Here is a 26,683-nt window from a genome sequence, read left to right on the forward strand (position 1 = left end):
GCCGCGCTGAGCATCTGCGCCGAAGACCCCCGGGACCAAGTCCCGGGGGTCTTCGGGGTTTTCACCGGCGCAGCCAGCGCCGGGGGGTGAAGGCGAAGACCGCGCAACCCAGCAGGATGACGGTGCCCGCCACCAGCGCCAAGGCGTGCAGCGCGCCGATGTCACCGGCACCGGTCGCCGCCAGGCTTCCGGAGGAACCCGAACCGGAGGCGTTCCCGGCACCGCTGGTGTCACCGGTGCCGCCGGTACCGGCCGAGGTGCCGCCGGAACCGCTCGTGCCGCCGCCGCTGGTGCCGCCCGGCTGGCCGGAGGTGTCCAGTGTCAGCGAGGCGCCCGGGTCCTTGGCCGGGGTGCAGGTGGTCGTGGTGCCCAGCGCGTTGACGGTGAGCACGCCCGGGGTGAGCGTGGACTTCCCCGTGGCGCCGGGCTTGTAGGTGCCGGTCAGGTCGGGGATGGCGATGGGGTCACCGGCCTTGATGGGCTTGGGGTTGGTCGGCCCCGAGACCGGGACCGTGCCGTGGTCCGCGCCACCGACCGCCACCTTCATCGACGGCTTGACGGAGTTGGCCGGGATGTCGGCCGGGCTGTTCATCACGCTCTTGCCGAAGTGCACGGTCAGGCCGTAGTCGCCGCCGTTCTTGGTGGCGTTGATCTGCACCGGGGAGACCGCGCTCTTGTTGCCGATGGGGGTCACGCACTGGTAGTCGACGTCAACCGGCTTGCCGGTGAAGGAGGTTCCGCCGCCGGAGCCGCCGGTGGTGCCACCACCGCTGCTGGTGCCGCCGCTTGTGGTACCACCGCTTGTGGTGCCACTCGTGGTGCCACCGCTGCTGGTGCCGCTCGTGGTGCCTCCGGAACCGCTCGTTCCGCCACCGGTGGTGCCCCCGGAGCCGGTGGTGCCGCCGCTGCTGGTGCCGCCCGAAGTGCCGCCGCCCGTCGTCACCTTGATGGTGACGGCGGGCGGAACGGCGGCCGTCGCCTTGCACTTGGTGTCGGTCGAGATCGGCTGGCTGACGTTGATGTCGTAGTCGGCGGGGGCCAGCGTCACGTCCCCCGGCGCGGTGAGCTTGAGCTTGCCGCTCATGTCGGACAGCACCATGGGGCTGTTCTTGGGGATCGGCGGGTTGGAGCGCGGCCCCTGGACCGCCAGGGTGCCGGTCTGCGCGCCGCCGACCGTCAGGTCGCCGCTCGGCTGCACGGTGTCCTTGCCGAGGTCGATGATGCCGGGGTTGTTGGACGCCGCCTGGAGCGTCTTCCAGACAACCGTGACCTCGTCGCCGACCTTCGCGGTGGCCGGTGCGGTGATGTCGGCCTTGGTGGTGCCGTTCACCGGCGGCAGACCGGAGATCGGCGGCGGCACGCACTGGGTGGCGAAGTCCGACTCGGCGGCGTGCGCCGGTCCCGCGGCCCAGACCAGTGACGCCCCGCCGAGCAGCAGCGCGGCGCAGACCGCGCCGGCGGCCCGGCTCGCGGGTGGTCGTGTTCGGGTACGTATCACGTGCTTCCCTTCGCGGTGGGGTGGTCATCCGTCGACGGTGCGGAGGGTGCGCCGAGGTCCCCCGGACGGTTGTCGGGGGCGAACCACGGCAGGCTTGCCGGGCGGTGCGTCGTGGCGGGCGCCGGAGCGGCGGTGGTGCCACGTCGAGCGGGAGTGCCGCGTCGAGCGGGAGTGCCACGTCGAGCGGGAGTGCCGCGCCGAGCAGGAGTGCCGCGCCGAGCGGGGGTGGCCGTCGCGGGGCGCAGGTGGTCGACGATCGCCATGCCGATCCGGAACACCCCGGTCGGCACCACGGCGAACAGCAGGATCCAAAACAGCGTCACGCCCCACGGCCGCGAGACGCTCCACGGCTGCTCGACCAGCACCTTGCCGCCGTACTCCAGCGTCACCCGGTAGTCGCCGTGCGCCCCGGCGGCCAGCTCGACCGGCAGGCTGACCCGCGCCTTCGCGCCGGGGTTCACGGTGCCCCGCCAGCGCTGGTCCTGCCATTGCGGGGCGTAGACGCCGTGTGAGACGCCGATCTTGAAGACCGGGTCCTTGGCCGGGTCGGAGCCCACATTGCCCACGGTGACCACGAGTCGGCGCTGCGCGGGGGCACCGAACCAGGTGAGCAGTCCGCTGCTGCCGTCCAGCCGGGCGGCCAGCGCGGCCAGCCGCCCGCCACCGGTGTCCGGCGGCAGCGGCGCCACCGGATGCCCGGCCACGCTGAACCCGGCGTCCACGATGACCGGATCGCCCATCACCGTGGCGACGTGCACCACGCACGGGCACGGTTTGGGCGGGTCGGCGACCGGGAGGCGCTCACTGAACGCGCCGGAGCTGGTCGTCGTAACCGCCCTACCGGTGGCGTTCGCACAGGAGTTGGTGCCGCCGATCGCGTTCTGGCCGCAGATGAGCACCGTCAGCAGGGAGTTCGGCCGCCAGCCGGTCCCGGTCACCGTGATCGTGCCGCCCGCGCCCGCTTGTTGGGCGGAGAGCTTCACGGCCGGGCCGTCGGCGCTCGCCTGAACAGGTGCGGCCAGCACAAGCAGGGGCAGCAGCAGGGCGAGTACGGCCGCCGGGCACCGGCTCCGCCGCGTCATGTCGCCGCTCCGGCCAACTGCCCTGAACCGGCCCCCTGTTGTCCGTCCTCTGCGGCCCCGTCGGGCACCCGTCGGCGGCGTACCAGGAGCGCCGCGCCAGCGCAGCCGACGCCCGCGCACACCGCGCCGAGCGGTGCCCAGGGCACGGCCGCGTAACCCGCGGTGCCCACCGCCGTCACGCCGCCCGCGGTGGCGGTCACCCGGATCCTGGTGCGGTCCAGCGCGGGCGGACGCGGCCACGGCTCGGCGAGTCGGATCCGCTGGCCGGGCGGGAGTACGGTCGGCGGTCGCCCCTGGCGGTGCAGTGACGTGCCCAGCAGTCCGTCGGCGGTCACGGTGACGCTCGGCGTCAACGGGGTGTTGCCGCGGTTGGCCAGGACGTAGCGGATCTCGGTGCCGTGCGCGGTGCGGGCCACGGCCACGTCCTCCACGCCGAGCGCGGCCAGCGGGTGGCCGGTGACCCGTAGCCGGACCGGCACGATGGTGCGCCTGCCGGTGCCGTCCTCGACCACGATGGCGGCCGGATGGTCACCGGGCGGTGCGGTGCCGGGCACCGTGACGGTGAACGGGATGTCGGCGCGGGTCCTGGCCGGTACCCGGATCGAGGACGCGGCGAAGCGCGTCCAGGTGCCGGAGTCGGAGCTGTCGGCTGCGTCACGCACCGCGATGGCGCCGTGCGCGGTGAGGTGCGCGTCGACACCTTGGAGGGTGAACCGCTCCGGTTCCTCGGAGGAGTTGGCCACCGAGACGGTGTCCCGGGCGACCGTTCCCGGCCCGGTCTCCAGGTAGAAGTACGGCCGGTCACCCGCGGGCGCCGCGGTCCAGCCGCCGAGGGCGACGCACGCCGCGAGCACGGCGATGACGGCACCGACCATCCGCCGTGCCGTGGCCGGGGGCTCGGGGGCCGGGCTGGGGGACGCCATGAGCCGCACTCCTTCCGCCGTACCGGGCCTGGGGCGTGTCCTGAGCAGGTGCGGGCGAAGTCCGCTGCGGTTCGGCAGCGCCTGGAGGGGGTGGGGGAACCGGGCAACCAGCCGCGATCGACGGCATATCGCCGCACCCCCAGCGCAGCGCCTAGCGCGGCTGCTTCCTCCGGTTCAGCCACAGCACGCCGCCCGCGCCCAGCAGCAGCACCGTCCCGCCGAGCGTGCCCAGCGCGACCGTGGAGTCGTCGGGACCGGTCTGCGGCAACTGCCCGCCGGATCCCGAACCGGAGGCGGAACCGGAACCAGGGGCGGAACCCGAGCCGGAACCCGAGCTGGAGGAACCGCCTGATCCGCTGGCCGCGGTGACGTCGAGGGTGAGCGAGGGCCCGGGGTTGTTGCTGGCGTTGCACGTCGTGGTGGTGCCGAGCGCCTTGATGGTGAGGGTGCCCGCGGTGAAGGTGACCTTGCCGGTGGCGCGCGGGGTGTACGTACCCGTCAGGTCGTTGATCTTTATCGGGGTGTTGGCGGGGATCGGCGCGTCGTTGGGTGGTCCGGAGACGTTGACGGTGCCCGAGTCGGCGCCGCCGACCTTGATGACGGCGCTGGGGTTCATCGCGCCCTTGCCGAGTTCGATGGGGCTGGACGAGACGCCCTTCTCGAAGGACATGGTGAGCTTGTAGTCGGAGCCGCTGCGCGCGGCCTTGATGTCGATGGGCGAGACGGCGCCCTTGCTGCCGATCGGGGTCTGGCACTGGTAGTCGACGGGCACCGTGGTGGCGTAGGCGGCCGGGGCGGCGCCCAGCGCCACTCCCACCACCACCGCCGCGGCCAGGGCGAGCGCTCCGCCCCGGACCGTGGTCCCGCTCCCGGCGTACGACATCGCCAACTCCCTTCGGCCGAAAAGTTACTGACGGAACATCAGATTCGGGGATCCGACGGTACGCCGGGGCCCTTGCCAAGGGAAGAGGGTTCACTCACGCCACCGTGCCGGTTTTTCACCTGCCCCCGGACTCAGCCGCCCGCCACCGGCGCCGGGCGCCCCGGCTCGACGTCCTCGGTGGCGCCCAGCGCGTCCCCCAGCACGCACACCAACAGCGCGCGCGGTTCTCCCGGCGCGCTTCCTGGTGGTCCAGCCAGTCGAGGGTCACGTCCTCCGCCGCCGACATCCAGCCGATCAGCGCCACATCCAGCCGACATCCAGCCGATCAGCGCGAGCCAGGCCACCAACGGAATCTCGCCAACGCCCCCACGCCTCCGCACCCGTGCTCGATTACGGCGCACGGGCAATTCCTGATCAAAAGGCGGCGACCGGCGCGGGCACGGCCGTACCGGTCCTCGCTGGGCGTCAGCCCGGCCAGGCGACCTCTGCCCAAACGGTTTTCCCGGGACCAACCGGATCCCGCACCACGCCCCAGTCCAGGCAGAGCCGCTCCACGATGAACATCCCGTGCCCGCCGGGGCGGCCCGCCCGGTGCGGGGTACGGGGCGCGGGGTCGCCGGGGCTGCTGTCGGACACCTCCAGCCGCAGCAGTCTGTGGGCGCCGTGCAGCCGCAGTTCCTGGGGTCCGCCGCCGTGCAGGCAGGCGTTGGTGACCAGCTCGGAGACGACCAGCAGGATGTCCTCCGCGCTCGCCCGCCGGTCGGCGGTGGTGGCGGGCAGCCAGCCCCAGTCGTACAGCGCCTGGCGGGTGAAGTCGCGGGCGAGCGGAACGACGCCGCTGGCGTCGGCGAGGGTGAGGTTGCGCACCTGGTACCCCGACATACCCGTCATGGGCATGGCTGATTCGCCGACGTCGCCGTGATTACGATCACGGTCGTCCGGCGCAAAGGGCCGGGTGGTGCTCATCAGCGCTTCACCTCACCGATGTCCGACAGTTCGAGGACTCTCCTGCCCGACGGAACCCGGGCAACACCCCCGGATTCTCGCGAGCCGGTGTGGCGCTGGTCGCCCTCGCAGAAGGGCGCCCGCCACGGTTCACGTCACTCGTTCAACGCGTCGGCGAGAGTGTCATGGACGGTGAAGACGGCTTCCGCGCCGGTGATCTCAAACACCCGCGCCACCACCGGAAGCAGTCCGGCGAGGTGCACCCCGCCACCGACGGCCTCGGCCTTCAGCCGGGCGCCGAGCAACACGTTCAGGCCGGTGGAGTCGCAGAACTCAAGCTGCGAGCAGTCCACGACGAGCTTGCTGCACCCCTCGTCGACACTGCTCTCCATCGGTTCCCGCAGGAGTTCGGCTGTGTGGTGATCCAGCTCACCTGCGGGGGTGAAGATCGCACAGGGGCCGCGCCGCTGCACGGCGACACTGAGACGGTCCCGGCCGGCGGTCCCGACCAACCCGCGGTCCATGCCGTTCCTCCTGGTTACCTTGACTGCGCCCTCGAACCTTACGCCGTCCGAGAACCCGACGGTAGTCGGTACAACGGCCACGGAGGGTGATCGTCACCGCTCGTAAGAGCTGTGTGAGGACTTCCACGCAAACTTGCAACTCGGATACGAAAGCGGGTAGGGCTGGATAGGAGATGTCCGCACACGGCCGGTGGGAGGCGCCGCAACAGCAGTACGCCAAGCATTGGCAGCGGCAGCCTTCGGCCCGCCCGAGGGAGGAGATCATGGCATCCCAGCTCGACGCACAGACGCTTCAGGAGACGGACGACGGATCCGCTGTGGAGCCGGAGACCGGAACCTTGGAGACGCCAGACGCGTCGACGCCGCTCCCCGACCCGGAGGGACTGGCCGATCTACCGGTGATCCCGCCGTTCGACGAGGTGGCGCCGCTGGACGCGCGGGCCCTGTCGAAGACGCTCTTCCAGCGCCTGGAGACGTTGGAGGAGGGCACCCACGAGTACGCGTACGTCCGCAACACCCTGGTCGAGCTGAACCTCGCACTCGTGAAGTTCGCGGCCTCCCGCTTCCGCTCGCGCAGCGAGCCGATGGAGGACATCGTCCAGGTCGGCACGATCGGGTTGATCAAGGCGATCGACCGGTTCGAACTGAGCCGCGGTGTGGAGTTCCCCACCTTCGCCATGCCGACGATCATCGGCGAGATCAAGCGATTCTTCCGGGACACCAGCTGGTCGGTACGGGTGCCGCGACGGCTCCAGGAACTGCGGCTCGACCTGGCCAAGGCGGGCGACGAGCTCGCCCAGCGCCTGGACCGCTCCCCCACCGTGGCGGAGCTGGCCGAACGGCTCGGCCTCAGTGAGGACGAGGTCGTCGAGGGCATGGCGGCGAGCAACGCCTACACCGCCAGCTCGCTGGACGCCCAGCCGGAGGAGGACGACTCCGAGGCCGCGCTGTCCGACCGCATCGGCTACGAGGACCACGGCCTGGAGGGCATCGAGTACGTCGAGTCGCTCAAGCCGCTGATCGCGGAGCTCTCCGCGCGGGACCGCAAGATCCTCTCACTGCGGTTCGTCGGCAACCTCACCCAGTCGGAGATCGGCGAGGAGCTCGGCATCTCCCAGATGCACGTCTCGCGACTGCTGTCCCGCACCCTGTCCCGCCTGCGACGGGGGCTGCTGGTCGAGGAGTAACGGGGCCGCTGAGGAGTCACGGGCTGCGGGTCGAGGAACACGGCGCGGCGCGGCCGCGCGGAGCGTCTCCGCCGCGACAGCGGGCAGCCGCGACGGCGGAGACCGGAGGTCCCGAACTCACAGAAAGCGGGCGCACGTCACGGAACCGGCACGCACGTCACAGAGCCCGGACGCAACTGCGACTCACGGAACCCGCGCACAACTCACACAGCCCAGGCGCGACTCACAGGACCCGGGCGCCCGCGCGCCACACGGCCGCGGTCAGCGGCACACCCGGCCGGTAGGCCAGGTGCACGTGCGAGGGGGCGTCCAGCAGCACCAGGTCTGCCCGCGCGCCGACGGCGACGCGGCCGACGTCCGTGCGCCGCAACGCCCGCGCCCCGCCGAAGGTGGCGGCGCGGACCGCCTCATCCGGCGTCATGCCCATCTCCCGTACCGCCAGCGCGACGCAGAACGCCATGGAGCTGGTGAAGGACGAACCGGGGTTGCAGTCGGTGGACAGCGCGACCGTGGCTCCAGCGTCCAACAGCCGCCGCGCGTCGGGGTATTGGGAGCGGGTGGAGAACTCCGCGCCGGGCAACAGGGTTGCCACGGTTTCCCCGCTGGCCAGCGCGTCCACGTCCGCGTCGGTGAGGTGCGTGCAGTGGTCGGCGGACGCCGCACCGAGTTCCACGGCGAGTTGGACACCGGGGCCGTGTCCGAGCTGGTTGGCGTGGACGCGCGGCGTCAGCCCGCGCGCGGCCCCCGCGGTGAGGATCGCCCGGGCCTGGTCGCCGTCGAACGCGCCACGTTCGCAGAAGACGTCGATCCAGCGGGCGTGCGGGGCACACGCCTCCAGCATCGGCCCGGTCACCAACTCGACGTATCCGGCCGGGTCTTCGGCGTACTCGGGGGCGACGATGTGCGCACCCAGAAACGTCACTTCGTCGGTGTGCCGGGCCGCGACGCGTAGCGCCCGCTCCTCGTCCTCAACGGTGAGCCCGTAGCCGGACTTGGTCTCGAAGGTCGTCGTGCCCTGGCGCAGCGCCTCGGCCACGTAGCGGGCCACGTTGGCGTCGAGTTCGGCGTCGGAGGCGGCGCGGGTGGCGGCGACGGTGGTGCGGATGCCGCCCGCGGAGTAGGGGCGGCCCTCCATACGGGCGTTGAACTCGGCGGTGCGGTCACCCGCGAAGACCAGGTGGGAGTGGGAGTCGACGAAGCCCGGGAGCACCGCCCGGCCCTCGGCGTCGAGGTGACTGTCAGTGGCGGGTGCTTTGCTGTTGGTGCCGACCCAGGCGATGCGGTCGCCGTCGATGACGACGGCCGCGCTGTCGATGATGCCCAGTGGGCCATGACCGAGGGAGGGATCGTTGGTGACGAGGCTGCTGATGTTGGTGATCGCGGTCGCCATCGGTGTGGTGGTGTCCTTCGGCTGCGGGGTCATGGGGTGCGTACGGCGGCGATGGCGTCGGCGAGCGCTCCGGAGACGTTCTGGACCAGTTGGTGGTGCCCGTTGCGCACGATATGCCGCCCCGCGACCACGGTGTGCCGCACGTCCGCGTTGGAGGCGGCGAATACGGCCGTCTCGGCGCCCAGTCGCGCCGGGGTGCCCGCGGTACGGACCGAGTCCAGCGCGATCGTGGTGAGGTCGGCGAGGTAGCCGGGCTCGATGCGGCCCGCGTCGGACCAGCCGAGGCAGGCGTGTCCGTCCTCGGTGGCGGCGCTCAGCAGTTCGGCCGCCGTCCAGTGGCCGCGCGCGCCCGTGCGCAGCCGCTCGTCCAGTTCCATCGCGCGGGCCTCTTCCAGCAGGTCGATGACCGCGTGGCTGTCGCTGCCCAGGCTCAACGGGCTGCCCGCGCGCTGCAGTTGGACGGCCGGGCCGATGCCGTCCGCCAGGTCCCGCTCGGTGGTGGGGCACATGCACACGGTCGCCGAGGCGCCGCCGATCAGCCGGATGTCCTCGTCGGTCAGATGCGTCGCGTGGACGGCGGTGGTGCGCGGCCCCAACGCGCCGTGGTCGGCGACCAGTTGGGTGGGGGTGCGGCCGTGCGCGCGCAGGCACGCCTCGTTCTCCGCGGGCTGCTCGGACAGGTGGACGTGCAGCGGTGCGTGCCGCTCGTCGGCCCAGCGCACCACGGTGGCGAGCTGCTCGGCGGGCACCGCCCGCACCGAGTGGATGGCCGCGCCGATCCTGGCGTGCTCGCCGTCGGTCTTGATCGCGGCGGCGCGGGCCGCCCAGGCGTCCGCGTCGCCGTCGCTGAAGCGCAGTTGGCGCGGCTGGGGGGCGGCGCCGAAACCGGAGGAGAGGTAGCAGGTGTCGAGCAGGGTGATGCGGATACCGGCGTCCGCCGCGGCGGCGATCAGCGCGTCGCCCATCGCGTTGGGCTCGTCGTAGGGAGTGCCGTCGGGCTGGTGGTGCACATAGTGGAACTCGCCGACGCAGGTGATTCCGGCCAGCGCCATCTCCGCGTAGACGGCGCGGGCGAGGTCGAGGTACCGCTCGGGGGTGAGGTTCTGGGCGACGGCGTACATCACCTCGCGCCAGGTCCAGAACGAGTCCGGCGCCCGCTCGCCGTCCGCGGCGGCCGCCCCCTGGCCCGGCGGCTGCGGCACGGCGGCGCCGTACTGGGCCTGGACGGTGCCGCGCAGGGCGCGGTGGAAGGCGTGCGAGTGGGCGTTGGCCAGGCCGGGCAGGGTGAGCCCGGCCAGCCGTACCGCGCCCGCGGGCGGGGTGTGGACCGAGGAGCGCACGGCGGCGATCCGTCCGTCAGGCGCGGACTCGATCACCACCTCGTCCTCGACCCGCCCGTCGATCCAGGCGAACTCCGCCCAGTAGGTCTGCGGCGTCAGCGACACGCCAGGCCCTCCAGTACGTCGGCGAGCGCGAGCACTCCGGCGAGGCAGTCGTCCTCGGCGGCACGCTCGGCCGGGGAGTGCGAAACCCCGGTCGGGTTCCGTACGAACAGCATGGCGGTGGGAACGGAGGCGGACAAAATACCCGCGTCGTGTCCGGCGCCGGTCGGCAGCACCGGAACCGGACGGTCCGCGGCGGACAGCAGGCTGGCGACCTCGTCGCGCAGCGCGTGCTCGAACTCCACCACCGGGGTGAAGGACTCCCGGGTGACCCGGACCTGGACGCCGTCCCGCTCGCCGCGTTCGGTGGCCGCCCGCTCGATCTCCTCGACCACGGCGGCCAGCGTCGGCTCGTCGGCGGCGCGGGAGTCCAGCCAGCCACGGACCAGGGAGGGGATGGCGTTGACGCCGTTGGGTTCCACCGCGACCTTGCCGAAGGTGGCCAGGGCACCGGCCAGCCGCGCCTTCTTGCGGGCGGCCAGCACGGTGTTGGCGTACGTCAGCATCGGGTCGCGGCGGTCCTCCAGCCGGGTGGTCCCGGCGTGGTTGGCCTCGCCGTGGAAGTCGAACCGCCAGCGGCCGTGCGGCCAGATCGCGGACGCCACGCCGACCGGGTCACCGCTCAGGTCGAGCGCCCGGCCCTGTTCGACGTGGAGTTCGACGAACGCGCCGATCCGGGCGAGCCGTTCCGGGTCCGGGCCGATGGCCTCGGGATCGTGTCCGGCGCGCTCCATGGCCTGCGGCAGGCTGATGCCGTCCGCATCCCGCAGTTCGGCGGCCTGGGCGGGGGTGAGCTGGCCCGCGGTCAGCCGGGAGCCGACGCAGGCCAGGCCGAACCGGGCGCCCTCCTCGTCGCCGAAGTTGACGATCGCCAGCGGGCGGGTGGGGACGGCGCCGCGGGTCCGCAGTTCGTCGAGGGCGGCGAAGGACGAGACCACGCCGAGCGGGCCGTCGAACGCGCCGCCATCGGGCACGGAGTCCAGGTGCGAGCCGGTGACGACGGCGTCCCCGGCGGCCGGATCGCCGAGCCAGGCCCACTGGTTGCCGTTCCGGTCGACCTCGTACGTCAGGCCCCGTGACGCGGCCTGCGCGCGGAACCACTCCCGGCACTCGGCGTCAGCCCCGGTCCAGGCGAACCGGCGGTACCCGCCCGATCGTGCGTCCCGCCCGATCGGGAGCAGTTCCCGCCACATCTCGTGGAATCCGGCCCCCGACTGCGGGCAGTCCTCCTGCCCCGGCTGTGGGCAGTCGTCCCGCTGGGCGGAGGGGACACCTGACCGCGGTAGCTGGGGGACGGTGGGCGCAGCCGGACCCGCAGACGGCGAGGGTTCGTCTGTCCCTACCCGCCGTCTCCCGGGTGCGGGGCGCGTTGCGCCCGCCCTCTCCCAGCTACCGCTGGGAGGTGCCCCCTCCGCTCCGGCGGAACGACCGCCCGCAGCGTTGCTCACGCCTCCTCCCGCATGGGAACCCGGACCCCGCGCTCCGCCGCGACCGCGTCAGCGATGTCGTACCCGGCGTCCACGTGCCGGATGACGCCCATCCCAGGGTCGTTGGTCAGCACACGCCGGATCTTCTCGCCCGCGAGCGCGGTGCCGTCCGCGACGGTGACCTGGCCCGCGTGGATCGAGCGCCCCATGCCGACTCCACCGCCGTGGTGGATGGAGACCCACGAGGCGCCGGAGGCCACGTTGACCATGGCGTTGAGCAGCGGCCAGTCGGCGATCGCGTCGGAGCCGTCCAGCATCGCCTCGGTCTCCCGGTACGGGGAGGCCACCGAACCGCAGTCGAGGTGGTCGCGGCCGATGACGACGGGCGCGGTCAACTCACCGCTGGCCACCATGTCGTTGAAGCGCTCACCGGCCTTGTCCCGCTCACCGTAGCCGAGCCAGCAGATGCGGGCGGGCAGGCCCTGGAAGTGGACGCGTTCCCCGGCCATCCGGATCCAGCGGGCGAGGGACTCGTTCTCCGGGAACAGGTCGAGGATCGCCCGGTCGGTGGCCGCGATGTCCTTCGGGTCACCGGACAGCGCCGCCCACCGGAACGGCCCCTTGCCCTCGCAGAACAGCGGCCGGATGTACGCGGGCACGAAGCCGGGGAAGGCGAACGCCCGCTCGTAACCGGCGAGTTGGGCCTCACCGCGGATGGAGTTGCCGTAGTCGAAGACCTCGGCGCCCGCGTCCAGGAAGCCGACCATCGCCTCGACGTGCCTGGCCATGGACTCCCGGGCCCGCTGGGTGAAGTCGGCGGGCTTCTCCCGCGCGAACTCCGCCATGTCCTCGAAGGCCACGCCCAGCGGCAGATAGCTCAGCGGGTCGTGGGCGCTGGTCTGGTCGGTGACGATGTCGATGGGCGCGCCCATCTCCAGCATGCGCGGCAGGAGTTCGGCCGCGTTGCCGAGCAGGCCGATGGACAGGGCCTTGCGCTGGTCGCGGGCCTCGGTGGCCAACTGGAGCGCGTGGTCGAGGGAGTCGGCCTTCACGTCCAGGTAGCGGTGGCCGATGCGCCGTTCGATGGCGCGCGGGTCGCAGTCGATACAGATCGCCACGCCGCCGTTCATGGTGACGGCGAGCGGCTGGGCGCCGCCCATGCCGCCGAGTCCGGCGGTCAGCGTGATGGTTCCGGCCAGCGAGCCGCCGAACCGCTTGGCCGCCACCGCCGCGAAGGTCTCGTAGGTGCCCTGGAGGATGCCCTGGGTACCGATGTAGATCCACGACCCGGCGGTCATCTGCCCGTACATCGTCAGGCCGAGCGCCTCCAGGCGGCGGAACTCCTCCCAGTTCGCCCAGTCCCCGACCAGGTTGGAGTTGGCGATCAGCACCCGCGGCGCCCACTCGTGGGTGGTCATCACGCCTACCGGGCGGCCGGACTGGACGAGCATCGTCTCGTCCTGCTTCAGCCCCTTGAGGGTGCGCACCATGGCGTCGAACGAGCGCCAGTCGCGGGCCGCCTTGCCGGTGCCGCCGTAGACGACCAGCTTGTCGGGGTGCTCCGCGACCTCGGGGTCGAGGTTGTTCTGGAGCATCCGCAGCGCGGCCTCCTGCTGCCAGCCGAGGGCACTGAGCTGGGTGCCTCGCGGGGCGCGGACCGGTCGGGGGCCGGGTTCACCTACGGCCGTCGCGGACATGCGGGTCGCCTCCTCACGCATCGTCTCCCGACCAGGACTGGATCGGGTCATTCACATACTTGCCGCGTGAATAGTTCCAGTCAACAGGTGGCGCGGCCGGTGTTCGCGGCTACTGGCGGGCGGACGCCGCCGGTGGTGGAGTGGGGCCATGGCATCCGCGGAGTTCCAGCCTGACCCGGCGACCCGCCGGGCGCACGCCCTGCGCGCCGCGGTGGAGCAGGGGGTGTTGGGCGCGGAGCTGCCGGTCGTCGGACTGCTGGACGTCCAGGGCATCAGGCAGTCGGCCCGCGAACTGCGCGCCGCGTTCGCCACTCCTAGGGTGAGCGTCAGCCACGCCTTCGCGGTGAAGGCGGCGTCCCTGGTCCCGGTGCTGCGGCTGCTGTATGCCGAGGGCATCGGGTGTGAGGTGGCCAGCCCCGGCGAGCTGGCGCTGGCCCGGGCGGCCGGGGTGGCCGCGCACCACATCGTGCTGGACTCCCCCGCCAAGACCGGCACCGAACTGCGCGCGGCCCTGGCGCTCGGGGTCGCCGTCAACGCCGACAACCCGCAGGAGCTGGACCGCCTGGACGCGCTGCTCGCCGGCCGCGACACCGCGTCCCCGGTGGGCCTGCGGGTCAACCCGCAGATCGGCGGCGGCAGCATCGCCGCCACCAGCACCGCCACCGACCGGTCCAAGTTCGGCCTGCCGCTACGCGATCCGGGCGTGGTGGACTGGCTGGTGGACGCCTGCGCGCGGCGCCCCTGGCTCACCCGGTTGCACGCGCACACCGGCTCCCAGGGCTGCCCGCTGGAGCTGATGGCCGAAGGCGTGCGGGTCACATACGAACTCGCCGAGCGGATCAACGCGACCGTCGGACGGCGGCAGATCGACACCCTGGACATCGGCGGCGGCCTGCCGGTGAACTTCGCCTCCGACGACACGAAGCCGACGCACCACGAGTACGCCCGGCTGCTGAGGGCCACCGTGCCAGGCCTGTTCGACGGCCGCTACGGCATCGTCACCGAGTTCGGGCGCTCGCTGCTGGCCAAGCACGGCACGATCCTGGCCCGCGTGGAGTACGCCAAGACCGCGGGCGGCCGTCGGATCGCGGTCACCCACGCGGGCGCCCAGCTCGCCACCCGTACCGTCTACGCGCCCGGCGCCTGGCCGATCCGGGTCACCGCGCTGGACGCCAGGGGCCACCCCAAGGGCGGCGCGCCGGTCGCCCAGGACGTCGCCGGGCCGTGCTGCTTCGCGGGCGACATCGTGGCCGAGGCCCGCGAGCTGCCGCCGCTGCGGGAGGGCGACCTGGTGGCGCTGCTGGACACCGGCGCGTACTACTTCTCCAACCACTACCAGTACAACTCGCTGCCCAGGCCCGGGATTTACGGGTACGTGTGCGACGGCGACAGGGTGCGGTTCGCGACCGTACGGGCGCCGCAGACGCTCGACGAGATCGTCGCGGAGAGCGGCGGCGCCCAGCCGGAGGCGCTCAGCGCACTGAGCTGACCACCCGTCGGGCGCCGCCCGGCCGGGCGTCTCCGGCGGCCGGACCGGTGGTCAGGTACGCGCGTACGTCCCGGCCCGCGGGTCCGCGGCGCATCGCCTGCTCAGGGCGCACCCACAGCAACGCCTCGTGCGACCGCTCCCAGCGGCCCAGCCAGAGCGCCTTCGCCCACAGTCCGGCCCCCACCCCGGCCAGCAGCATGCCGCCCGCCGCGGAAGCCGCCGCCGAACTGCCGACCGCCAGCGCGAACGCCAGCAGCAGCCACCAGCCGCGCGGCCGCAGCCACTGGCGGGCGGTGACCGAACGGTCCTGCAGGAACGCCGACTTGGCGGCGTGCGTCGCGGCACCCGCCAGCGCGGTGTACCGCCCGCGCCGGGTGAGGAACGCGGCCACCGCGGCGACAAGGAACACCACGGCGCCGCCCAGCGCCCCGATCCGGCGCCCGGTGAAGCCCGGCACGAAGGCTCCGGCGACCGCCGCCAGCACCCCCAGCCACCAGCACCACCGAGCCGCCATCCGTACCATCACCGCCACCCGAGCCAGCGCATACGCCCCGCGCCCCACGACCGTCCTCCTCCGATCCGTAATCGACACTTTCCGGTCGGGAGATTACTCAGCGAACCTCAAAACAGCGTGAGGAACAGGGCGAGGAGCAGCGTGCGGACGTAAACCGGACACCATCAGTCGACGAACAGCCCACGGGTCGCGGCCCGCGCGTCGAACTCCTCAAGCCGGGCCTGTGCGTCCGGCAGGTTGTCGCACATCGCCTCGAGCAGCACCCGGCCCAGCATCATAGGCGCGCACGGCGTGTCGAAGACCAGCCCGGTGCCGACCGCGGCGGGCAGCAGCAGGTCGGAGTCCTTGGCGACCGGCGCGAACGAGCTGTCGGCGACGGTGACGACGGTCAGCCCGGCCTGCTTGGCGTACCCCAGGGCGTCCACCACCTCGCGCGGGTGGCGCGGCAGCGCGAAGCACAGCAGCGCGCTGGCGCCCGCCCGCCGGGCGGCGTCAATGCGGTCGGCCAGCGCGCTGCCGCCCTCGTCCAGCACTCGTACGTCAGGGTGCACCTTGGCCGCGAAGTACCCGAAGCCGCGCGCCTGTGCCCCGGCCGCCCGCAGTCCCAGGACCAGCAGCGGCCGGGAGGCGGCCAGCAGCCGTCCGGCCCGGGCCACCGGTTCCGGATCGGCCAGCAGCGCGCGCAGCTGCCGCAGGTTCTCCATCTCGTCGTCCACGGCCTGCTGGTACTCGTTGTGGCGCTCGCTCCGCTCGGCCTGCGGCGCGGGAGCGACCTCGCGCAGATGGCGGCGCAGCGCTGGATACCCGTCGAAGCCCAGCGCCACCGCGAACCGGGTCACCGACGGCTGGCTCACCCCGGCCAGTTCGGCGACCTCAACGGAGGACAGGAACGGTGCGTCGGCGGCCCTGCGCACCAGGCAGTGCGCGATCCGCCGCTGGGTGGGCGTCAGCCGATGCCCGTCGAACAGCCGCATCAGCCGCGCCGCTCCCCCGTCCTGCGTCGCCATCGCCCCTCCTGGCCTGGTCCCGTCCACCGCCCGAGCAGACTAGCGCCCGCGCATGGCCCCCCATTCAGCCTGCCATGACCTGCATGGATCCATGCAGGGCGCGGGTCCGCGGACGGGGCGGGGCTACTCGGCTTCGGGGGGCGCGGGGGCTTCCGCCGCCTCCTCGGCGGCCACCTCCTCCTCGGGGACCTCCTCCGCCTGGGCCGCGACCACCTGCAGCAGGGCCGTGTCGCCGTCGACGGCCAGCGCGGTGCCCTTGGGCAGTGGGACGTCCTTGGCGTAGATGGCGTGCCCGGCGTCCAGGCCCGCGATGGAGACGGTGAGCGTCTCCGGGATCGCGGTGGCCTCGGCCTCCACCGGCAGGGCGTCCAGCAGGTGCTCGATCAGGTTGCCGCCCGGGGCCAGGTCGCCCTCGGTCTGGATCGGCACCTCGACGGTGACCTTCTCACCGCGCTTCACCTCCAGCAGGTCCACGTGGACCAGGAAGCGCCGGACTGCCTCCCGCTGCACGGACTTGGGGATGACCAGCTGCTTCTTGCCCTCGATGTCCAGGTTGATCAGCACGTTGGGGGTCTTCAGCGCCATCATCAGCTCATGGCTGTCGATCAGCACATGTCTGGGCTCGGCACCGTGCCCGTAGACGACGGCCGGGACCTTGTTCTCCCGGCGGGCCCGGCGGGCCGCGCCCTTGCCGTACTCATTGCGCAGCTCAGCGCTCAGCCGCACCTCAGCCATGACTGCACTCCTCGTGTTCCGACGATCCGGTGGCCCGACGATCCGCTGGCGAGGGTATCCACCCAAACCACCCGAAAACCCGCCTTACCTACAGGTGTCGCCCGAACCACCCGGTTACGTCAGGAACGCCAGCACGCCATGAACGACGGTCGTGCCTCCGCAGTCGCCGTTCCCCGACGGGTCGGCGTCGCTCGGATCCCAGGCCAGGAACAACTCCAGCATGACGGGCAGAACGCCGAGCCCGGCCGCGACAAGACCGAGCGACCCCTGCCACACCGAACTGGCCGTCCACCCCCGGCGGCGCGATCCCAGCCACAGCGCCCAACCCAGCACAACGCCACCCAACCCGCAAGCCAGGCCCAGGTAATCGGTGACGTACATCGTCCATGGCGCGGCGTGCTCGCTACACCAGTTCCGGCGGTATGCGTTGTCTGCGGAGATGTATGCGGAAGCAAACAGCACACCCGCAACGACGAGGCTCGGCACCAGCATCGCCCAGCGGCGCCACGCCCGTGAGGGCGGTCGTACACCTACTACGTCAACAGCGACAGCACGCTGTGGATGATCCCCCATCCCTCGCAATTCACCCCACCAGAAGGATCCGGCCGATAAAGGAAATAGATGTTCAGCGCTTCCGTCGCCAACGGCACCCATCCCACAAGCGCCGTCAGAGAGCTGACTCTCCCCTGCCAGGCCGAAGCGAGCACCCATCCTCGCCGCCGGACACCGCGCGACAACACGAAATGCAGCCCGAACCCCGCCAGGCCACACATAAGTGCCGCGTAAGCACTGGCGTATACCGTCCACGGAGTGCCGATCACCACACAAGCCGCCGCCTGCTCAGCCGCATGCGCGTCGGAAGCGATCCAGTAGACGGCGAACAAGCCGATACTCAAGGCCACTAGCCCGGGCACCAGCAACAGCGCCCGCCGCCACACCACTGGCATGGGACCCGCCTCGCCGGGAGCGGCCGAATCCATGATGTCCGCGATCTTCAAGGTTCAGTACCAGTTCGGCATCGGACGCACTATCCGGATTCGCTGAGCACCCTTCGATTCGACGAAGGAAGGCAGGTGCCCGTCCAGACTGACGTTCTTGTAGTCGGCATTGTGTTGTGTGTATTTGATATCGCCATCGGGGGTCACCGAGGTGATGACCGCCGCATGGTGAGCCTCGCCGTGCTGGACACCGTCTCTCGGACCGTCCTGGTCGTAGAAGATGATGTCCCCGGGCTGCGCCTGCGATGGCGGGACTTCCTTACCGCCGTTGTTCAAGAGAAAGCCCTGAAGGCCGTCGGCGTAGGCCCATGTCCTGGAGTAGGACAACGACGCTGCCCACGAGTCGGGAAGAAGCGAGGGGTCGTCCGACCGGCCCCAGGCGTTGTCACCATGGATCCCCAGCAGCCAGTCGCTCTTGGGCCGCATACCGCTTCGCCAGAGCGCCTCGGACACGAAGTTGGTGCAGTTGTCCTCGAAGTGCGTGAGTCCGGTGAGTTCCAGTTGTCCAGTGCCCACTGCACCAGCTTGACGCGGTTGTACTTCCCGTCCCCGTACAGCTCCTGTTTCACGGAGTCGGGAATCCCGTCGAGGTTCGCCAGAGCCACCGGCTCGGCGCGCATGAGGTCATACCGCTGCTTGTCTGTTAGGCCGTTCCACCACTCCTTGACCAGCGCTGGATTCCTTCCATCGGGGATGTCGCTGGCCAGCAAGTCTGCCTCGGTCTGCGACGCATCGTTCTGCAACTGCAGAGCCTTGTACGGCTCGGTGATGTTCACCGCCGCGGTGAGCCGGTCCAACTCCGGCCACGCCTTGTTGTCCGCGTCCGTGGCCTGGCGGAGGGCCTCGGTGATCAGGCCGGATATTTCGGAGCGGAGGCGCTGCTCGTCCGGGGAGTAGATGTGGTCCGGGTTCGGCAGCAAGTTGCCGTTGTCGTCCAGTCCGATGCCGTTGTCGCGGGCGATGTCATAAGCGGTCTTCAGGGTTTGCTGGGCGAGTTGCATCGACTCGGTGAGGCCGTCCAGCACCATCGTCACGCCGCGCATGATGTCGGCACCGGCCTCCAACTCGTCGGCCAGCGCGGCGAGTTTCCTCCCGGCGTCCTGGCCGACCTTGTTGGTCCAGTTCTTGGCGAGCGGAGCCGTGCCCTGGTCCCGAATGTCGTGGGCGGCCTGCAGCGCCCACTTCGACAGGTTGAGCCATTCGTCGGCGGCGTCCTGCCAGGGCTTGATCCTGAGGTTGTTCAGGCTCGCGTAGTCGACCCACGTTCAGCCCTTCCCCAGGTCGCCCAGCGCCAGCCGCATGCGGCGCGCAGCCTCCGCGTCCGTGACGTCGTACGCCTTGGCGGCGTCGCTGAGGTCCTTCGCGGTCTGCCCGACCCGGTTGACGAGGTCGACCATGTGGTCCTCCCACGTCCGGGCGCAGACGTTCAGATACGTACCGGACTGCCAGCCCCACTGGCTGTCGCCCACGTCGTAGCTGGCGTCCACTGCATGGGACACGTGCTTGTTCGCGGCGTCCGCGAGGGCGCCGACATCGCCGCCCGCCTTGGCGACGCCCGCCGTGTTTATCCCGATGTCGGGCGTGTCAGTCAATCCCGTTCGCCCCAAAGGCAATTGACCACCGGTCGGCACAGCTTAAGCGAAAAGGCCGGGTGCGCGGTGTGCGCACCCGGCCTCCTGACGTACTGTCAGACCAGCTCGCGGGCCTCCTCGCGGCCCGGAGCGGGCTGCTTGGCCGCCGCTCGGTCGCCGTGGCCCGGCCACCAGGCCGCGTGGCCGATCAGTGCGGTGAGGCTCGGCGTGAAGAACATCGCCATGACGAACGCGGCGACGATGATGCCGAAGGAGACGGCGAAGCCCATCTCGGACAGCATCGCGTTGCCCGCGAGCATCATCGTGGCGAAGGTCGCCGCCAGGATGAAGCCCGCCGCGGCCACCGTCGGGCCCGCGTGCCGCAGGGCCTGGCCCGCCGCCTCGCGCGGCTCGCGGCCCTCGCGGGCCTCCTCGCGCAGCCGGGCGATCATCAGGATGTTGTAGTCGGTGCCGATGGCGACCACGAAGAGGTACATGATCACCGGCAGCATGAACATCAGGCCAGAGTGCCCCTCGCCCTTCTGGAAGATCAGCACCGTGGCGCCGAGGGTGGCGCCGAAGCCGAGGCCGACCGAGGCCATCAGGTACCAGGGGGCGACCACGCTGCGCAGCAGCAGGCCCAGGATCACCATGATCAGCACCGCGGCGACCGGGAAGACCGTCTTGTAGTCGTGGTCGACGGCGGTGTTGATGTCCTTGTAGATCGACGACATGCCGCCGACCAGGGCCTTCGTGCCCGAAGGCGCGTCCGCGTGCGCGGTGTCGCGGACGGTGCCGACGGTGCTGATCGCCTTGTCGCTGGCCGCGTCGTACTTGAGGGTGACGGTGATGTTGGCCGTCATCCCGTCCTTGCTGAGCGCGGTCAGCCGGGAGTCGGCGACACCGTCGACGCCCTGGAGCTGCTTGGCGAACCCGGGCAGCGCCGCCTTGTCCAGCGGCTTGCCGTCGGTGCTGGTCACGAAGACGCTGGTGGGCTCGGCGGCACCGGCGGAGTACGCGTTCTGCATCTCGGTCTGGACGACCATCGACTCCTTGGTCTTGGGCATCGAGCCCGAGGCCATGTCGAAGGTGGCCTTGAAGCCGAATGTGCCCAGCGCCAGCGCGACCATCAGCACACCGGACACGGCAGCGACCAGGCCGGGACGCTTGCGCACCATGCCGCCGAGCGCCGCGAACCGGGCGTTGTCCGGCTCCTTCTGCCACGACTTCGACGGCCAGAAGACCTTCGGGCCGATCAGCGAGACCACCGCCGGGATCAGCGTGAGGCCCGCCACCAGCGTGGCACCGACGGCGATGGCCAGCGCCGGACCCATCTGCCGCAGGAAGCCGAGGGTGGACAAGGTGAGCGCGAGGAACGCGATGATGACGGCGCCCGCGGCCGAGGCGATGGCCTCGCCGACCCGGCCGACCGCGTTGATCATCGCTTCCTTGGGCTCGTCACCCGCCCGCAGCCGTTCCCGGTAGCGGAACATCAGGAACAGGAAGTAGTCCGTACCGACGCCGAACAGCACCACGATCAGCATTTCCGAGATCGAGCTGTTGGCCTGGAGGTCGAACAGCTTGGTGGCATAAGAGATCAGCCCGTTGGCGACGGCCGAGACCAGACCGATCAGCACCAGTGGCAGCACCGCCAGGATCGGCGCCCGGAAGATGATCAGCAAGGTGACCAGGATGATCACGAAGGTGCCGATCCCGATCAGCGCGGAACCCTTCTGGGAGGCGTCCTGCTGGTCCAGGGCCTGTGCGGCGGAACCGCCGACCTTCACGTCCAGATGGGTACCGGCGGCCAGTTGCTTGGCGTCCGCGCGCAGCGTCTTGGCCGCGTCGGACTGCTTGGGCTGGCCCGCGTTCTTGGCGTCCATCTGAACCAGCGCCAGGTCGTACTTGCCGTCCTTCGACGGAGGTCCGGGGATGACCTTCTGTACCTGGTCGATGCCCTTGGCACCCAGCTCACCGGTGATGTGCTGAGCGTCCTTCAGGTCCGCGGGCGTCAGCTTCTGGCCGTCGGTACGGCTGTAGAGCACGATCGCGGACGGGGTGAAGGCGCTGGGGAACGCCTTCGACTGGAGGTCGGCGGCCTGAATGGACTCGTAGCTCTTGGGGAGGAAGCTACTTTCGTCGCTGTTGGAGGGAAGGCTCGGTGCGGTGGCGACGATCGCGACGGCGGCTATGATCCACGCCACGATCGTCCATATCGGATGCCGGACGACTGTGCGTCCTATGCGGTGAAACATGCGGTGTTGTCCCCCATTGCAGGAAAAATCACCGCCACCCTTTGGAGCGGAACCCGGGCAGGGGCGACCCGGCCGTCACTGACCGGCCGGTAGGTAGTTGGGCTAGTGCATCGTAAGAAGCATATTTGAGTCTGCCAAATCGGTTTTCTCCGCCCCCCGCCAACTCCCGTTAGAACGGGGGCAGTAGCTTCTTCTGCGGCTTGCCCATCGCATTACGCGGCAGCGCCTCCAGAAAGCGGATTATGCGCGGCCGTTTGTGAACGGACAGATGACCCGCGACGAAATCGATCAGCTCGCGCTCGGTCACTCCGTCCGCGACCACATAGGCCACGATCTGCTGCCCGAGGTCGTCGTGCGGCACGCCCACCACCGCCGCCTCCCGTACCGCGGGATGGTCCAGCAGCGCGTTCTCCACCTCGCCCGCGCCGATGCGGTAGCCGCCGGACTTGATCAGGTCGGTGGAGGCCCGGCCGACGATCCGGTGCATGCCGTCCGGCTCCACCACCGCCATGTCACCGGTGCGGAACCAGCCGTCCGCGGTCAGCGCGGCGGCGGTCGCCTCAGGGCGGCCAAGATAACCGTCGAACAGCGTCGGCCCGCTGACCTGGAGTTCGCCGACCGTGGCGCCGTCGTACGGGACCGGCGACCCGTCCTCGCCCACCAGCCGGGTGGTCACCCCGGCCACCGGCAGCCCCACCGAGCCCGGTCGCCGCTCGCCGTCCGCCCGGGTACTGACGGTGATCAGCGTCTCGGTCATCCCGTACCGCTCCACCGGGCGCTGCCCGGTCAGCGCCTCCAGGTCGCGGAAGACCGGCGCGGGCAGTGGCGCGCTGCCGGAGACCAGCAGCCGCGCCGCCGACAGTTCCTTCGCGGCGGACGGCTCCCGTACCACCCGCGACCAGACCGTCGGCACCCCGAAGTACAGCGTGCCGCCAGCCGCCGCGTAGGCGGCGGGGGCCGGGCGGCCGGTGTGCACCAGGCGGCTTCCGGTGCGCAGCGCGCCGAGCACGCCCAGCACCAGGCCGTGCACATGGAACAGCGGCAGCCCGTGCACCAGCGTGTCCTCGGCCGTCCAGGACCAGGCCGCGGCCAGCGCGTCCAGGTCGGCGGCGATCGCCCGGCGGGAGACCAGTACGCCCTTGGGCGCGCCCGTCGTTCCCGAGGTGTAGAGCACCAACGCGGTGGAGTCGGCGGCCGGTTCGGCGCCGGTGAAGTCCGCTCGCTCGGCGGCGGAGACCTCGATGGTCTCCAACTCCGCGGCCTCCCGCGGCTGGGCGGCGAGCAGTAGAGCGGCGCCGGAGTCGCGCAGGATGTGCTGGCGTTCCGCCGGTCCGGCGTCCGGCGGTACGGGCACCACCGGCACTCCGGCGAGCAGCCCGGCCACCACGGCGACCACCGTCTCCAGTACGGGCGCGGCGTGCACGGCGACCGCCGGTGCCCCCGCGATCCGGGCGGCGACCGCACCGGCCGCGCCGAGCAGCGCCTCGCGGTCCAACGCGCGGCCATCGATCGTGACGGCGTCCGGGCGGTCCCGGTCCGGCGCGTCCAGCGCGGTCAACAGTTCCATCAACGCCTCCCCTTCGCGGTCCATCCGTGACCGTACACACCTGCCCAAGGAGGAGAGCGCCCCTGACAAGATTCGGGGGCTAACCCCACTCACACAGCGGGCGGCCGGTTCTACCGTGAATGGCATGAGTGTGTCTGACCCCGAGCTCAAGAAAGAGCTCAACGCCACGCTGCAGACGCGTAAGGACCTCGGTCCCGAATACGAGGCGGAGTTGATCGACTCGTTCCTGGAAAAGGTGGACCAGCGGCTCGACAGCCAAGTGGAGCGCAGGGTCCGCCGTGAACTCGCCGAGCAGCGGATGGCGGGGGCACGGGTCGCCCCCGCGGGTTCCCGCGGGGGCCGACGTTCGCCTGCCGATCCGGAGAACCGGAATCGCCGCTTCGGCCTCGCGGGCATATCCATGGTCCTCGCGGTGCCGTTGTCCGCCATCGGCGTGGTGAACGCCCATCTTCCGGGCCTGCTGATCACTTGGGCGGGCATCGTGGGCGTGAACGTCGCCCATTCCCTCTCCGTCAGCAGGGGCAACTCCCGTAGCGGCAACGACGAGTGGGACGGCTAGCGGGATGGCCAGGCGCCGTCCAGCGGGGCTGGTTGCGGTGAGTTCGAGGCCGCCGGACTGAGTCGTCGCGGTAACTCGCGGTCGCGGGGCAGCAGTTGTCGCCGCCTCCCGCCGGGCAGCAGCCCAACCGTGATGGCACGCGGAGCGAACACAAAAAACGGGGGACCGCCGCACCCCGGCTTGGCCGCCAGGGGCGGGACGACGGCGGTCCCCCGTGGGACGCGGGACCGGGTCAGGGCCGGGCATCGCGTCCGGGGCAACCCAGGAGGTCCGGGAGCCGCTCCGTCGTTCCTGGCTGCCGCATCGGTGGGGTCGGTTTCCCGACGCCCACCAATGTGCCGGACGCGTGTTAAGCGCGTGCTGCGCACGCGTGTCACGCGCGTACCGTTTCCGCGAAATCCGGCCAATCGCCCAGCCATCCGGGCCAGTCGCCGTGCTTACCTGCCGACCTTGGCGAGGTAGGTGAGCAGGTCCTGACGGCTCACCACACCCGTCGGCTTCCCTTCCACCAGCACGATCGCCGCGTCGGCGCCCTGCAGCACCTCCATCAGGTCGCCGATCGGCTCGCCGGAGCCGACCAGCGGCAGCGGCGCGGACATGTGCTTCTCCAGCGGGTCGTCCAACTGCGCGCGCTTGGTGAACAGCGCGTCCAGCAACTCGCGTTCCACCACCGAGCCGACCACCTCGGCGGCCATCACGTCCGGGTGCCCGGCGCCCGGCTTGACGATCGGCATCTGCGAGACGCCGTACTCGCGCAGCACGTCGATCGCCTCACCGACGGTCTCCTCCGGGTGCATGTGGACCAGCTCCGGGATGCCGCCGCTGCGGTACGTCAGCACGTCGGCGACCCGGGACTGCTGGCCGCCCTCCTCCAGGAAGCCGTAGTCGGCCATCCACTCGTCGTTGAAGATCTTGCTGAGGTAGCCGCGGCCGCTGTCCGGCAGCAGCACCACCACGACGTCATCGGGACCGAGCCGCTCGGCGACCCGCAGCGCCGCGACCACGGCCATGCCGCAGGAGCCGCCGACCAGCAGGCCCTCCTCCTTGGCCAGGCGGCGGGTCATCTGGAACGAGTCCTTGTCGGAGACCGCGACGATCTCGTCCGTGATGTCCCGGTCGTACGCGGTCGGCCAGAAGTCCTCACCGACGCCCTCGACCAGGTACGGGCGGCCGGAGCCGCCGGAGTAGACCGAGCCCTCCGGGTCGGCGCCGACGACCTTGACCTTGCCGTCGGAGATCTCCTTCAGATACCGGCCGGTGCCGGAGATCGTGCCGCCGGTGCCGATGCCCGCCACGAAGTGGGTGATCTTGCCGTCGGTCTGCTGCCACAGCTCGGGACCGGTGGAGTGGTAGTGCGACAGCGGGTTGTTCGGGTTGCTGTACTGGTCGGGCTTCCAGGCACCCGGCGTCTCGCGCACCAGCCGGTCGGAGACGTTGTAGTACGAGTCCGGGTGCTCGGGGTCGACGGCGGTCGGGCAGACCACGACCTCGGCGCCGTAGGCCCGCAGCACGTTGATCTTGTCCGTCGACACCTTGTCCGGGCAGACGAAGATGCACTTGTAGCCCTTCTGCTGCGCCACGATGGCCAGGCCCACGCCGGTGTTGCCCGAGGTGGGCTCGACGATGGTGCCGCCCGGCTTCAGCTCGCCGGACTTCTCCGCCGCTTCGATCATGCGCAGGGCGATGCGGTCCTTGACCGAACCGCCGGGATTGAAGTACTCGACCTTGGCCAGCACCGTGGCCTGTATCCCGGCCGTGACGCTGTTGAGCCTCACCAGCGGGGTGTTGCCGACGAGACTGATCATCGAGTCGTGGAACTGCACGACGTCCTCCGGATGTTTCCCTGTGTGTGGTCAGAGCCTATGCGCAAGCGCCCCCGAACGGTCGCGTTGCGCAGGGCTCGGTAACGGGCAACAACCTGTTACGGGACCGAGTGAACGGGGATGCCGATGTCGAGGGCGAGGGTGGCACGGCGGATCGCGGCCGCCGCTGCGTACGGCGGCGGCGGGGTGGGTCTGCTCGGCGGGGCGGTGATCGGACTGCTGCTCACCGAGGTGCGGTTGGCCCGCAGGACCGTGGGCGGCTCGGAGGCCGCGCCACCGACCGCTGACGGGCGCTACGGGGCGGCTTTCGCCGCCTACGGTGACGGCGGTGCCCAGCCGGTGCGGCTGGCGTTCCTTGGTGACTCGACGGCGGCCGGGCAGGGCGTGCACCGGGTGGGCGAGACACCGGGGGCGATACTCGCCTCCGGGCTGGCGGCGGTGGCCGAGCGCCCGGTGGACCTGGTGAACGTGGCCCTGCCGGGCGCCTGCTCCGACGACCTGGCACGCCAGGTGGGCCTGCTGCTGGACGGCCCGGGCCCGGCGCCCGACGTCAGCGTGATCATGATCGGCGCCAACGACGTGACGCACCGCATGCCGCCCGCCGACTCGGTGCGGCACCTGGCGGCGGCGGTGCGCCGACTGCGCGACGCGGGCACCGAGGTGGTGGTCGGGACCTGTCCCGACCTGGGCACGATCGAGCCGGTCTACCAGCCGCTGCGCTGGGTGGCCCGGCGGCTGAGCCGCCAGCTCGCCGCCGCGCAGACCATCGCGGTGATCGAGCTGGGCGGCCGCACGGTGTCGCTCGGGCAGCTGCTCGGGCCGGAGTTCGCGGCCAACCCGCGGGAGATGTTCGGCCCGGACAACTACCACCCGTCGGCCACGGGGTACGCGACGGCGGCGATGGCGGTGCTGCCCACGCTGTGCGCCGCCTTGGGCGTCTGGCCGGACGCGGACGCGGACGAGAGCGTGCTTCCGGTCGCCGACGCGGCGGCGGCCGCCGCGGGCGCGTCCGGTACCGAGGTCGCCGCCGCGGAGGCGGCCGGTACCGGGGCCACCGCCGCGGACGGGCACCGGGGGCCGTGGGCGTTGCTGCGGCGGCGGGTCGCCTTCGGCGGTGGACGGCGCACCGAGGCGGGCGTCTCCGCGCTCACGTAGGCCTCCGTCCCG

The 26,683-nt window shown here is 71.3% G+C and carries 24 protein-coding genes; 4 read left to right on the forward strand and 20 right to left on the reverse strand.

The features are described 5' to 3' along the window. Positions 1 to 61 precede the first annotated feature (61 nt). From NON19_RS20595 to NON19_RS20620, 6 genes are all read right to left on the reverse strand, one after another. Positions 62 to 1,498 carry a hypothetical protein gene (locus NON19_RS20595; protein WP_255930145.1) on the reverse strand — a complete coding sequence of 479 codons (1,437 nt, stop codon included), beginning with the start codon at positions 1,496 to 1,498 and terminating at the stop codon, positions 62 to 64. Next, positions 1,495 to 2,580, reverse strand: coding sequence for a neocarzinostatin apoprotein domain-containing protein (locus NON19_RS20600; RefSeq protein ID WP_255930147.1), 1,086 nt, complete (start codon positions 2,578 to 2,580; stop codon positions 1,495 to 1,497). Before NON19_RS20600 ends, NON19_RS20595 begins: the two co-directional genes overlap by 4 nt. Beyond that, complete coding sequence (locus NON19_RS20605; protein WP_255930149.1) at positions 2,577 to 3,503, reverse strand: WxL protein peptidoglycan domain-containing protein; 927 nt, start codon at positions 3,501 to 3,503, stop codon at positions 2,577 to 2,579. Before NON19_RS20605 ends, NON19_RS20600 begins: the two co-directional genes overlap by 4 nt. Before the next feature lie 151 nt (positions 3,504 to 3,654). Then, the gene (locus tag NON19_RS20610) at positions 3,655 to 4,386 is read right to left on the reverse strand and encodes an LPXTG cell wall anchor domain-containing protein (RefSeq protein WP_255930151.1); all 732 of its coding nucleotides are present in this window, start codon (positions 4,384 to 4,386) and stop codon (positions 3,655 to 3,657) included. Between the two features lie 465 nt (positions 4,387 to 4,851). Beyond that, positions 4,852 to 5,352, reverse strand: coding sequence for an ATP-binding protein (locus NON19_RS20615; protein WP_255930153.1), 501 nt, complete (start codon positions 5,350 to 5,352; stop codon positions 4,852 to 4,854). A 134-nt stretch (positions 5,353 to 5,486) separates the two neighbouring features. After that, positions 5,487 to 5,855, reverse strand: a complete 369-nt coding sequence (locus NON19_RS20620; protein ID WP_255930155.1) for an STAS domain-containing protein — start codon at positions 5,853 to 5,855, stop codon at positions 5,487 to 5,489. Positions 5,856 to 6,118: 263 nt separating this feature from the next. Between NON19_RS20620 and NON19_RS20625 the strand changes: the two genes are divergently transcribed. Beyond that, positions 6,119 to 7,042 carry an RNA polymerase sigma factor SigF gene (locus NON19_RS20625; RefSeq protein WP_255930157.1) on the forward strand — a complete coding sequence of 308 codons (924 nt, stop codon included), beginning with the start codon at positions 6,119 to 6,121 and terminating at the stop codon, positions 7,040 to 7,042. 223 nt (positions 7,043 to 7,265) lie between these two features. Here the strand turns inward: NON19_RS20625 and hutI are convergent, their stop codons facing one another. The 4 genes from hutI to hutU form a co-directional block, all read right to left on the reverse strand. Further along, positions 7,266 to 8,432 carry an imidazolonepropionase gene (gene hutI / locus NON19_RS20630; protein ID WP_255930233.1) on the reverse strand — a complete coding sequence of 389 codons (1,167 nt, stop codon included), beginning with the start codon at positions 8,430 to 8,432 and terminating at the stop codon, positions 7,266 to 7,268. A 29-nt stretch (positions 8,433 to 8,461) separates the two neighbouring features. Then, on the reverse strand, positions 8,462 to 9,877 hold the full coding sequence (locus NON19_RS20635) for a formimidoylglutamate deiminase (RefSeq protein ID WP_372514210.1): 1,416 nt from the start codon (positions 9,875 to 9,877) through the stop codon (positions 8,462 to 8,464). After that, entirely contained in the window at positions 9,868 to 11,067 is a 1,200-nt protein-coding gene (locus tag NON19_RS20640; protein WP_255930159.1) for an allantoate amidohydrolase, read from the reverse strand. Before NON19_RS20640 ends, NON19_RS20635 begins: the two co-directional genes overlap by 10 nt. Positions 11,068 to 11,318: 251 nt before the next feature. Next, the gene (gene hutU, locus NON19_RS20645; RefSeq protein WP_255930161.1) at positions 11,319 to 12,998 is read right to left on the reverse strand and encodes a urocanate hydratase; all 1,680 of its coding nucleotides are present in this window, start codon (positions 12,996 to 12,998) and stop codon (positions 11,319 to 11,321) included. A gap of 148 nt (positions 12,999 to 13,146) precedes the next feature. On the opposite strand from hutU, the gene NON19_RS20650 reads away from it, so the two are divergent. Then, entirely contained in the window at positions 13,147 to 14,487 is a 1,341-nt protein-coding gene (locus NON19_RS20650) for a type III PLP-dependent enzyme domain-containing protein (protein ID WP_255930163.1), read from the forward strand. Here NON19_RS20650 and NON19_RS20655 read toward each other — a convergent pair. The 9 genes from NON19_RS20655 to NON19_RS20695 form a co-directional block, all read right to left on the reverse strand. Next, positions 14,471 to 15,049, reverse strand: coding sequence for a hypothetical protein (locus tag NON19_RS20655; RefSeq protein WP_255930165.1), 579 nt, complete (start codon positions 15,047 to 15,049; stop codon positions 14,471 to 14,473). The genes NON19_RS20650 and NON19_RS20655 overlap by 17 nt on opposite strands. A gap of 116 nt (positions 15,050 to 15,165) precedes the next feature. Continuing rightward, positions 15,166 to 16,008 carry a MurR/RpiR family transcriptional regulator gene (locus NON19_RS20660; RefSeq protein WP_255930167.1) on the reverse strand — a complete coding sequence of 281 codons (843 nt, stop codon included), beginning with the start codon at positions 16,006 to 16,008 and terminating at the stop codon, positions 15,166 to 15,168. A 123-nt stretch (positions 16,009 to 16,131) separates the two neighbouring features. Further along, complete coding sequence (locus tag NON19_RS20665) at positions 16,132 to 16,743, reverse strand: 50S ribosomal protein L25/general stress protein Ctc (RefSeq protein WP_255930169.1); 612 nt, start codon at positions 16,741 to 16,743, stop codon at positions 16,132 to 16,134. 114 nt (positions 16,744 to 16,857) lie between these two features. After that, the gene (locus NON19_RS20670) at positions 16,858 to 17,235 is read right to left on the reverse strand and encodes a hypothetical protein (protein WP_255930171.1); all 378 of its coding nucleotides are present in this window, start codon (positions 17,233 to 17,235) and stop codon (positions 16,858 to 16,860) included. A 41-nt stretch (positions 17,236 to 17,276) separates the two neighbouring features. Continuing rightward, positions 17,277 to 17,741 (reverse strand): hypothetical protein, encoded by a 465-nt coding sequence (locus NON19_RS20675; protein WP_255930173.1) that lies wholly within the window; start codon positions 17,739 to 17,741, stop codon positions 17,277 to 17,279. Between the two features lie 3 nt (positions 17,742 to 17,744). Then, positions 17,745 to 18,167, reverse strand: coding sequence for an amidase domain-containing protein (locus NON19_RS20680; protein ID WP_255930236.1), 423 nt, complete (start codon positions 18,165 to 18,167; stop codon positions 17,745 to 17,747). Positions 18,168 to 19,006: 839 nt separating this feature from the next. Next, on the reverse strand, positions 19,007 to 19,333 hold the full coding sequence (locus NON19_RS20685) for a type VII secretion target (RefSeq protein WP_255930175.1): 327 nt from the start codon (positions 19,331 to 19,333) through the stop codon (positions 19,007 to 19,009). A gap of 95 nt (positions 19,334 to 19,428) precedes the next feature. After that, a complete protein-coding gene (locus NON19_RS20690; RefSeq protein ID WP_255930177.1) occupies positions 19,429 to 21,567 on the reverse strand; it encodes an MMPL family transporter in 2,139 nt (712 codons plus the stop codon). A 169-nt stretch (positions 21,568 to 21,736) separates the two neighbouring features. Next, positions 21,737 to 23,134: an acyl-CoA synthetase gene (locus tag NON19_RS20695; RefSeq protein WP_255930179.1), complete on the reverse strand. Its 1,398-nt coding sequence runs from the start codon at positions 23,132 to 23,134 to the stop codon at positions 21,737 to 21,739. Positions 23,135 to 23,258: 124 nt separating this feature from the next. On the opposite strand from NON19_RS20695, the gene NON19_RS20700 reads away from it, so the two are divergent. Continuing rightward, entirely contained in the window at positions 23,259 to 23,693 is a 435-nt protein-coding gene (locus NON19_RS20700) for a hypothetical protein (protein WP_255930180.1), read from the forward strand. A gap of 437 nt (positions 23,694 to 24,130) precedes the next feature. Here the strand turns inward: NON19_RS20700 and NON19_RS20705 are convergent, their stop codons facing one another. Next, a complete protein-coding gene (locus NON19_RS20705; RefSeq protein WP_255930181.1) occupies positions 24,131 to 25,516 on the reverse strand; it encodes a cystathionine beta-synthase in 1,386 nt (461 codons plus the stop codon). 120 nt (positions 25,517 to 25,636) lie between these two features. Here NON19_RS20705 and NON19_RS20710 point away from each other — a divergent pair, with 120 nt between their 5' ends. Continuing rightward, the gene (locus NON19_RS20710; RefSeq protein ID WP_255930182.1) at positions 25,637 to 26,671 is read left to right on the forward strand and encodes an SGNH/GDSL hydrolase family protein; all 1,035 of its coding nucleotides are present in this window, start codon (positions 25,637 to 25,639) and stop codon (positions 26,669 to 26,671) included. The last annotated feature ends 12 nt before the right edge of the window (positions 26,672 to 26,683 follow it).

The organism is Streptantibioticus rubrisoli (assembly GCF_024436055.1).
Classification (GTDB): domain Bacteria; phylum Actinomycetota; class Actinomycetes; order Streptomycetales; family Streptomycetaceae; genus Streptantibioticus_A; species Streptantibioticus_A rubrisoli.

Coding starts and splice junctions, on each gene's coding strand:
- NON19_RS20710 (WP_255930182.1), top strand. CDS start 25,637: ATGCCGATGTCGAGGGCGAGGGTGGCACGGCGGATCGCGGCCGCCGCT.
- NON19_RS20650 (WP_255930163.1), top strand. CDS start 13,147: ATGGCATCCGCGGAGTTCCAGCCTGACCCGGCGACCCGCCGGGCGCAC.
- NON19_RS20700 (WP_255930180.1), top strand. CDS start 23,259: ATGAGTGTGTCTGACCCCGAGCTCAAGAAAGAGCTCAACGCCACGCTG.
- hutU (WP_255930161.1), bottom strand. CDS start 12,998: ATGTCCGCGACGGCCGTAGGTGAACCCGGCCCCCGACCGGTCCGCGCC.
- NON19_RS20670 (WP_255930171.1), bottom strand. CDS start 17,235: ATGCTGGTGCCGAGCCTCGTCGTTGCGGGTGTGCTGTTTGCTTCCGCA.
- NON19_RS20615 (WP_255930153.1), bottom strand. CDS start 5,352: ATGAGCACCACCCGGCCCTTTGCGCCGGACGACCGTGATCGTAATCAC.
- NON19_RS20625 (WP_255930157.1), top strand. CDS start 6,119: ATGGCATCCCAGCTCGACGCACAGACGCTTCAGGAGACGGACGACGGA.
- NON19_RS20660 (WP_255930167.1), bottom strand. CDS start 16,008: ATGGCGACGCAGGACGGGGGAGCGGCGCGGCTGATGCGGCTGTTCGAC.
- NON19_RS20610 (WP_255930151.1), bottom strand. CDS start 4,386: ATGTCGTACGCCGGGAGCGGGACCACGGTCCGGGGCGGAGCGCTCGCC.
- NON19_RS20695 (WP_255930179.1), bottom strand. CDS start 23,134: ATGGAACTGTTGACCGCGCTGGACGCGCCGGACCGGGACCGCCCGGAC.
- NON19_RS20665 (WP_255930169.1), bottom strand. CDS start 16,743: ATGGCTGAGGTGCGGCTGAGCGCTGAGCTGCGCAATGAGTACGGCAAG.
- hutI (WP_255930233.1), bottom strand. CDS start 8,432: ATGGCGACCGCGATCACCAACATCAGCAGCCTCGTCACCAACGATCCC.
- NON19_RS20640 (WP_255930159.1), bottom strand. CDS start 11,067: ATGTGGCGGGAACTGCTCCCGATCGGGCGGGACGCACGATCGGGCGGG.
- NON19_RS20690 (WP_255930177.1), bottom strand. CDS start 21,567: ATGTTTCACCGCATAGGACGCACAGTCGTCCGGCATCCGATATGGACG.
- NON19_RS20620 (WP_255930155.1), bottom strand. CDS start 5,855: ATGGACCGCGGGTTGGTCGGGACCGCCGGCCGGGACCGTCTCAGTGTC.
- NON19_RS20600 (WP_255930147.1), bottom strand. CDS start 2,580: ATGACGCGGCGGAGCCGGTGCCCGGCGGCCGTACTCGCCCTGCTGCTG.
- NON19_RS20605 (WP_255930149.1), bottom strand. CDS start 3,503: ATGGCGTCCCCCAGCCCGGCCCCCGAGCCCCCGGCCACGGCACGGCGG.
- NON19_RS20680 (WP_255930236.1), bottom strand. CDS start 18,167: ATGCGGCCCAAGAGCGACTGGCTGCTGGGGATCCATGGTGACAACGCC.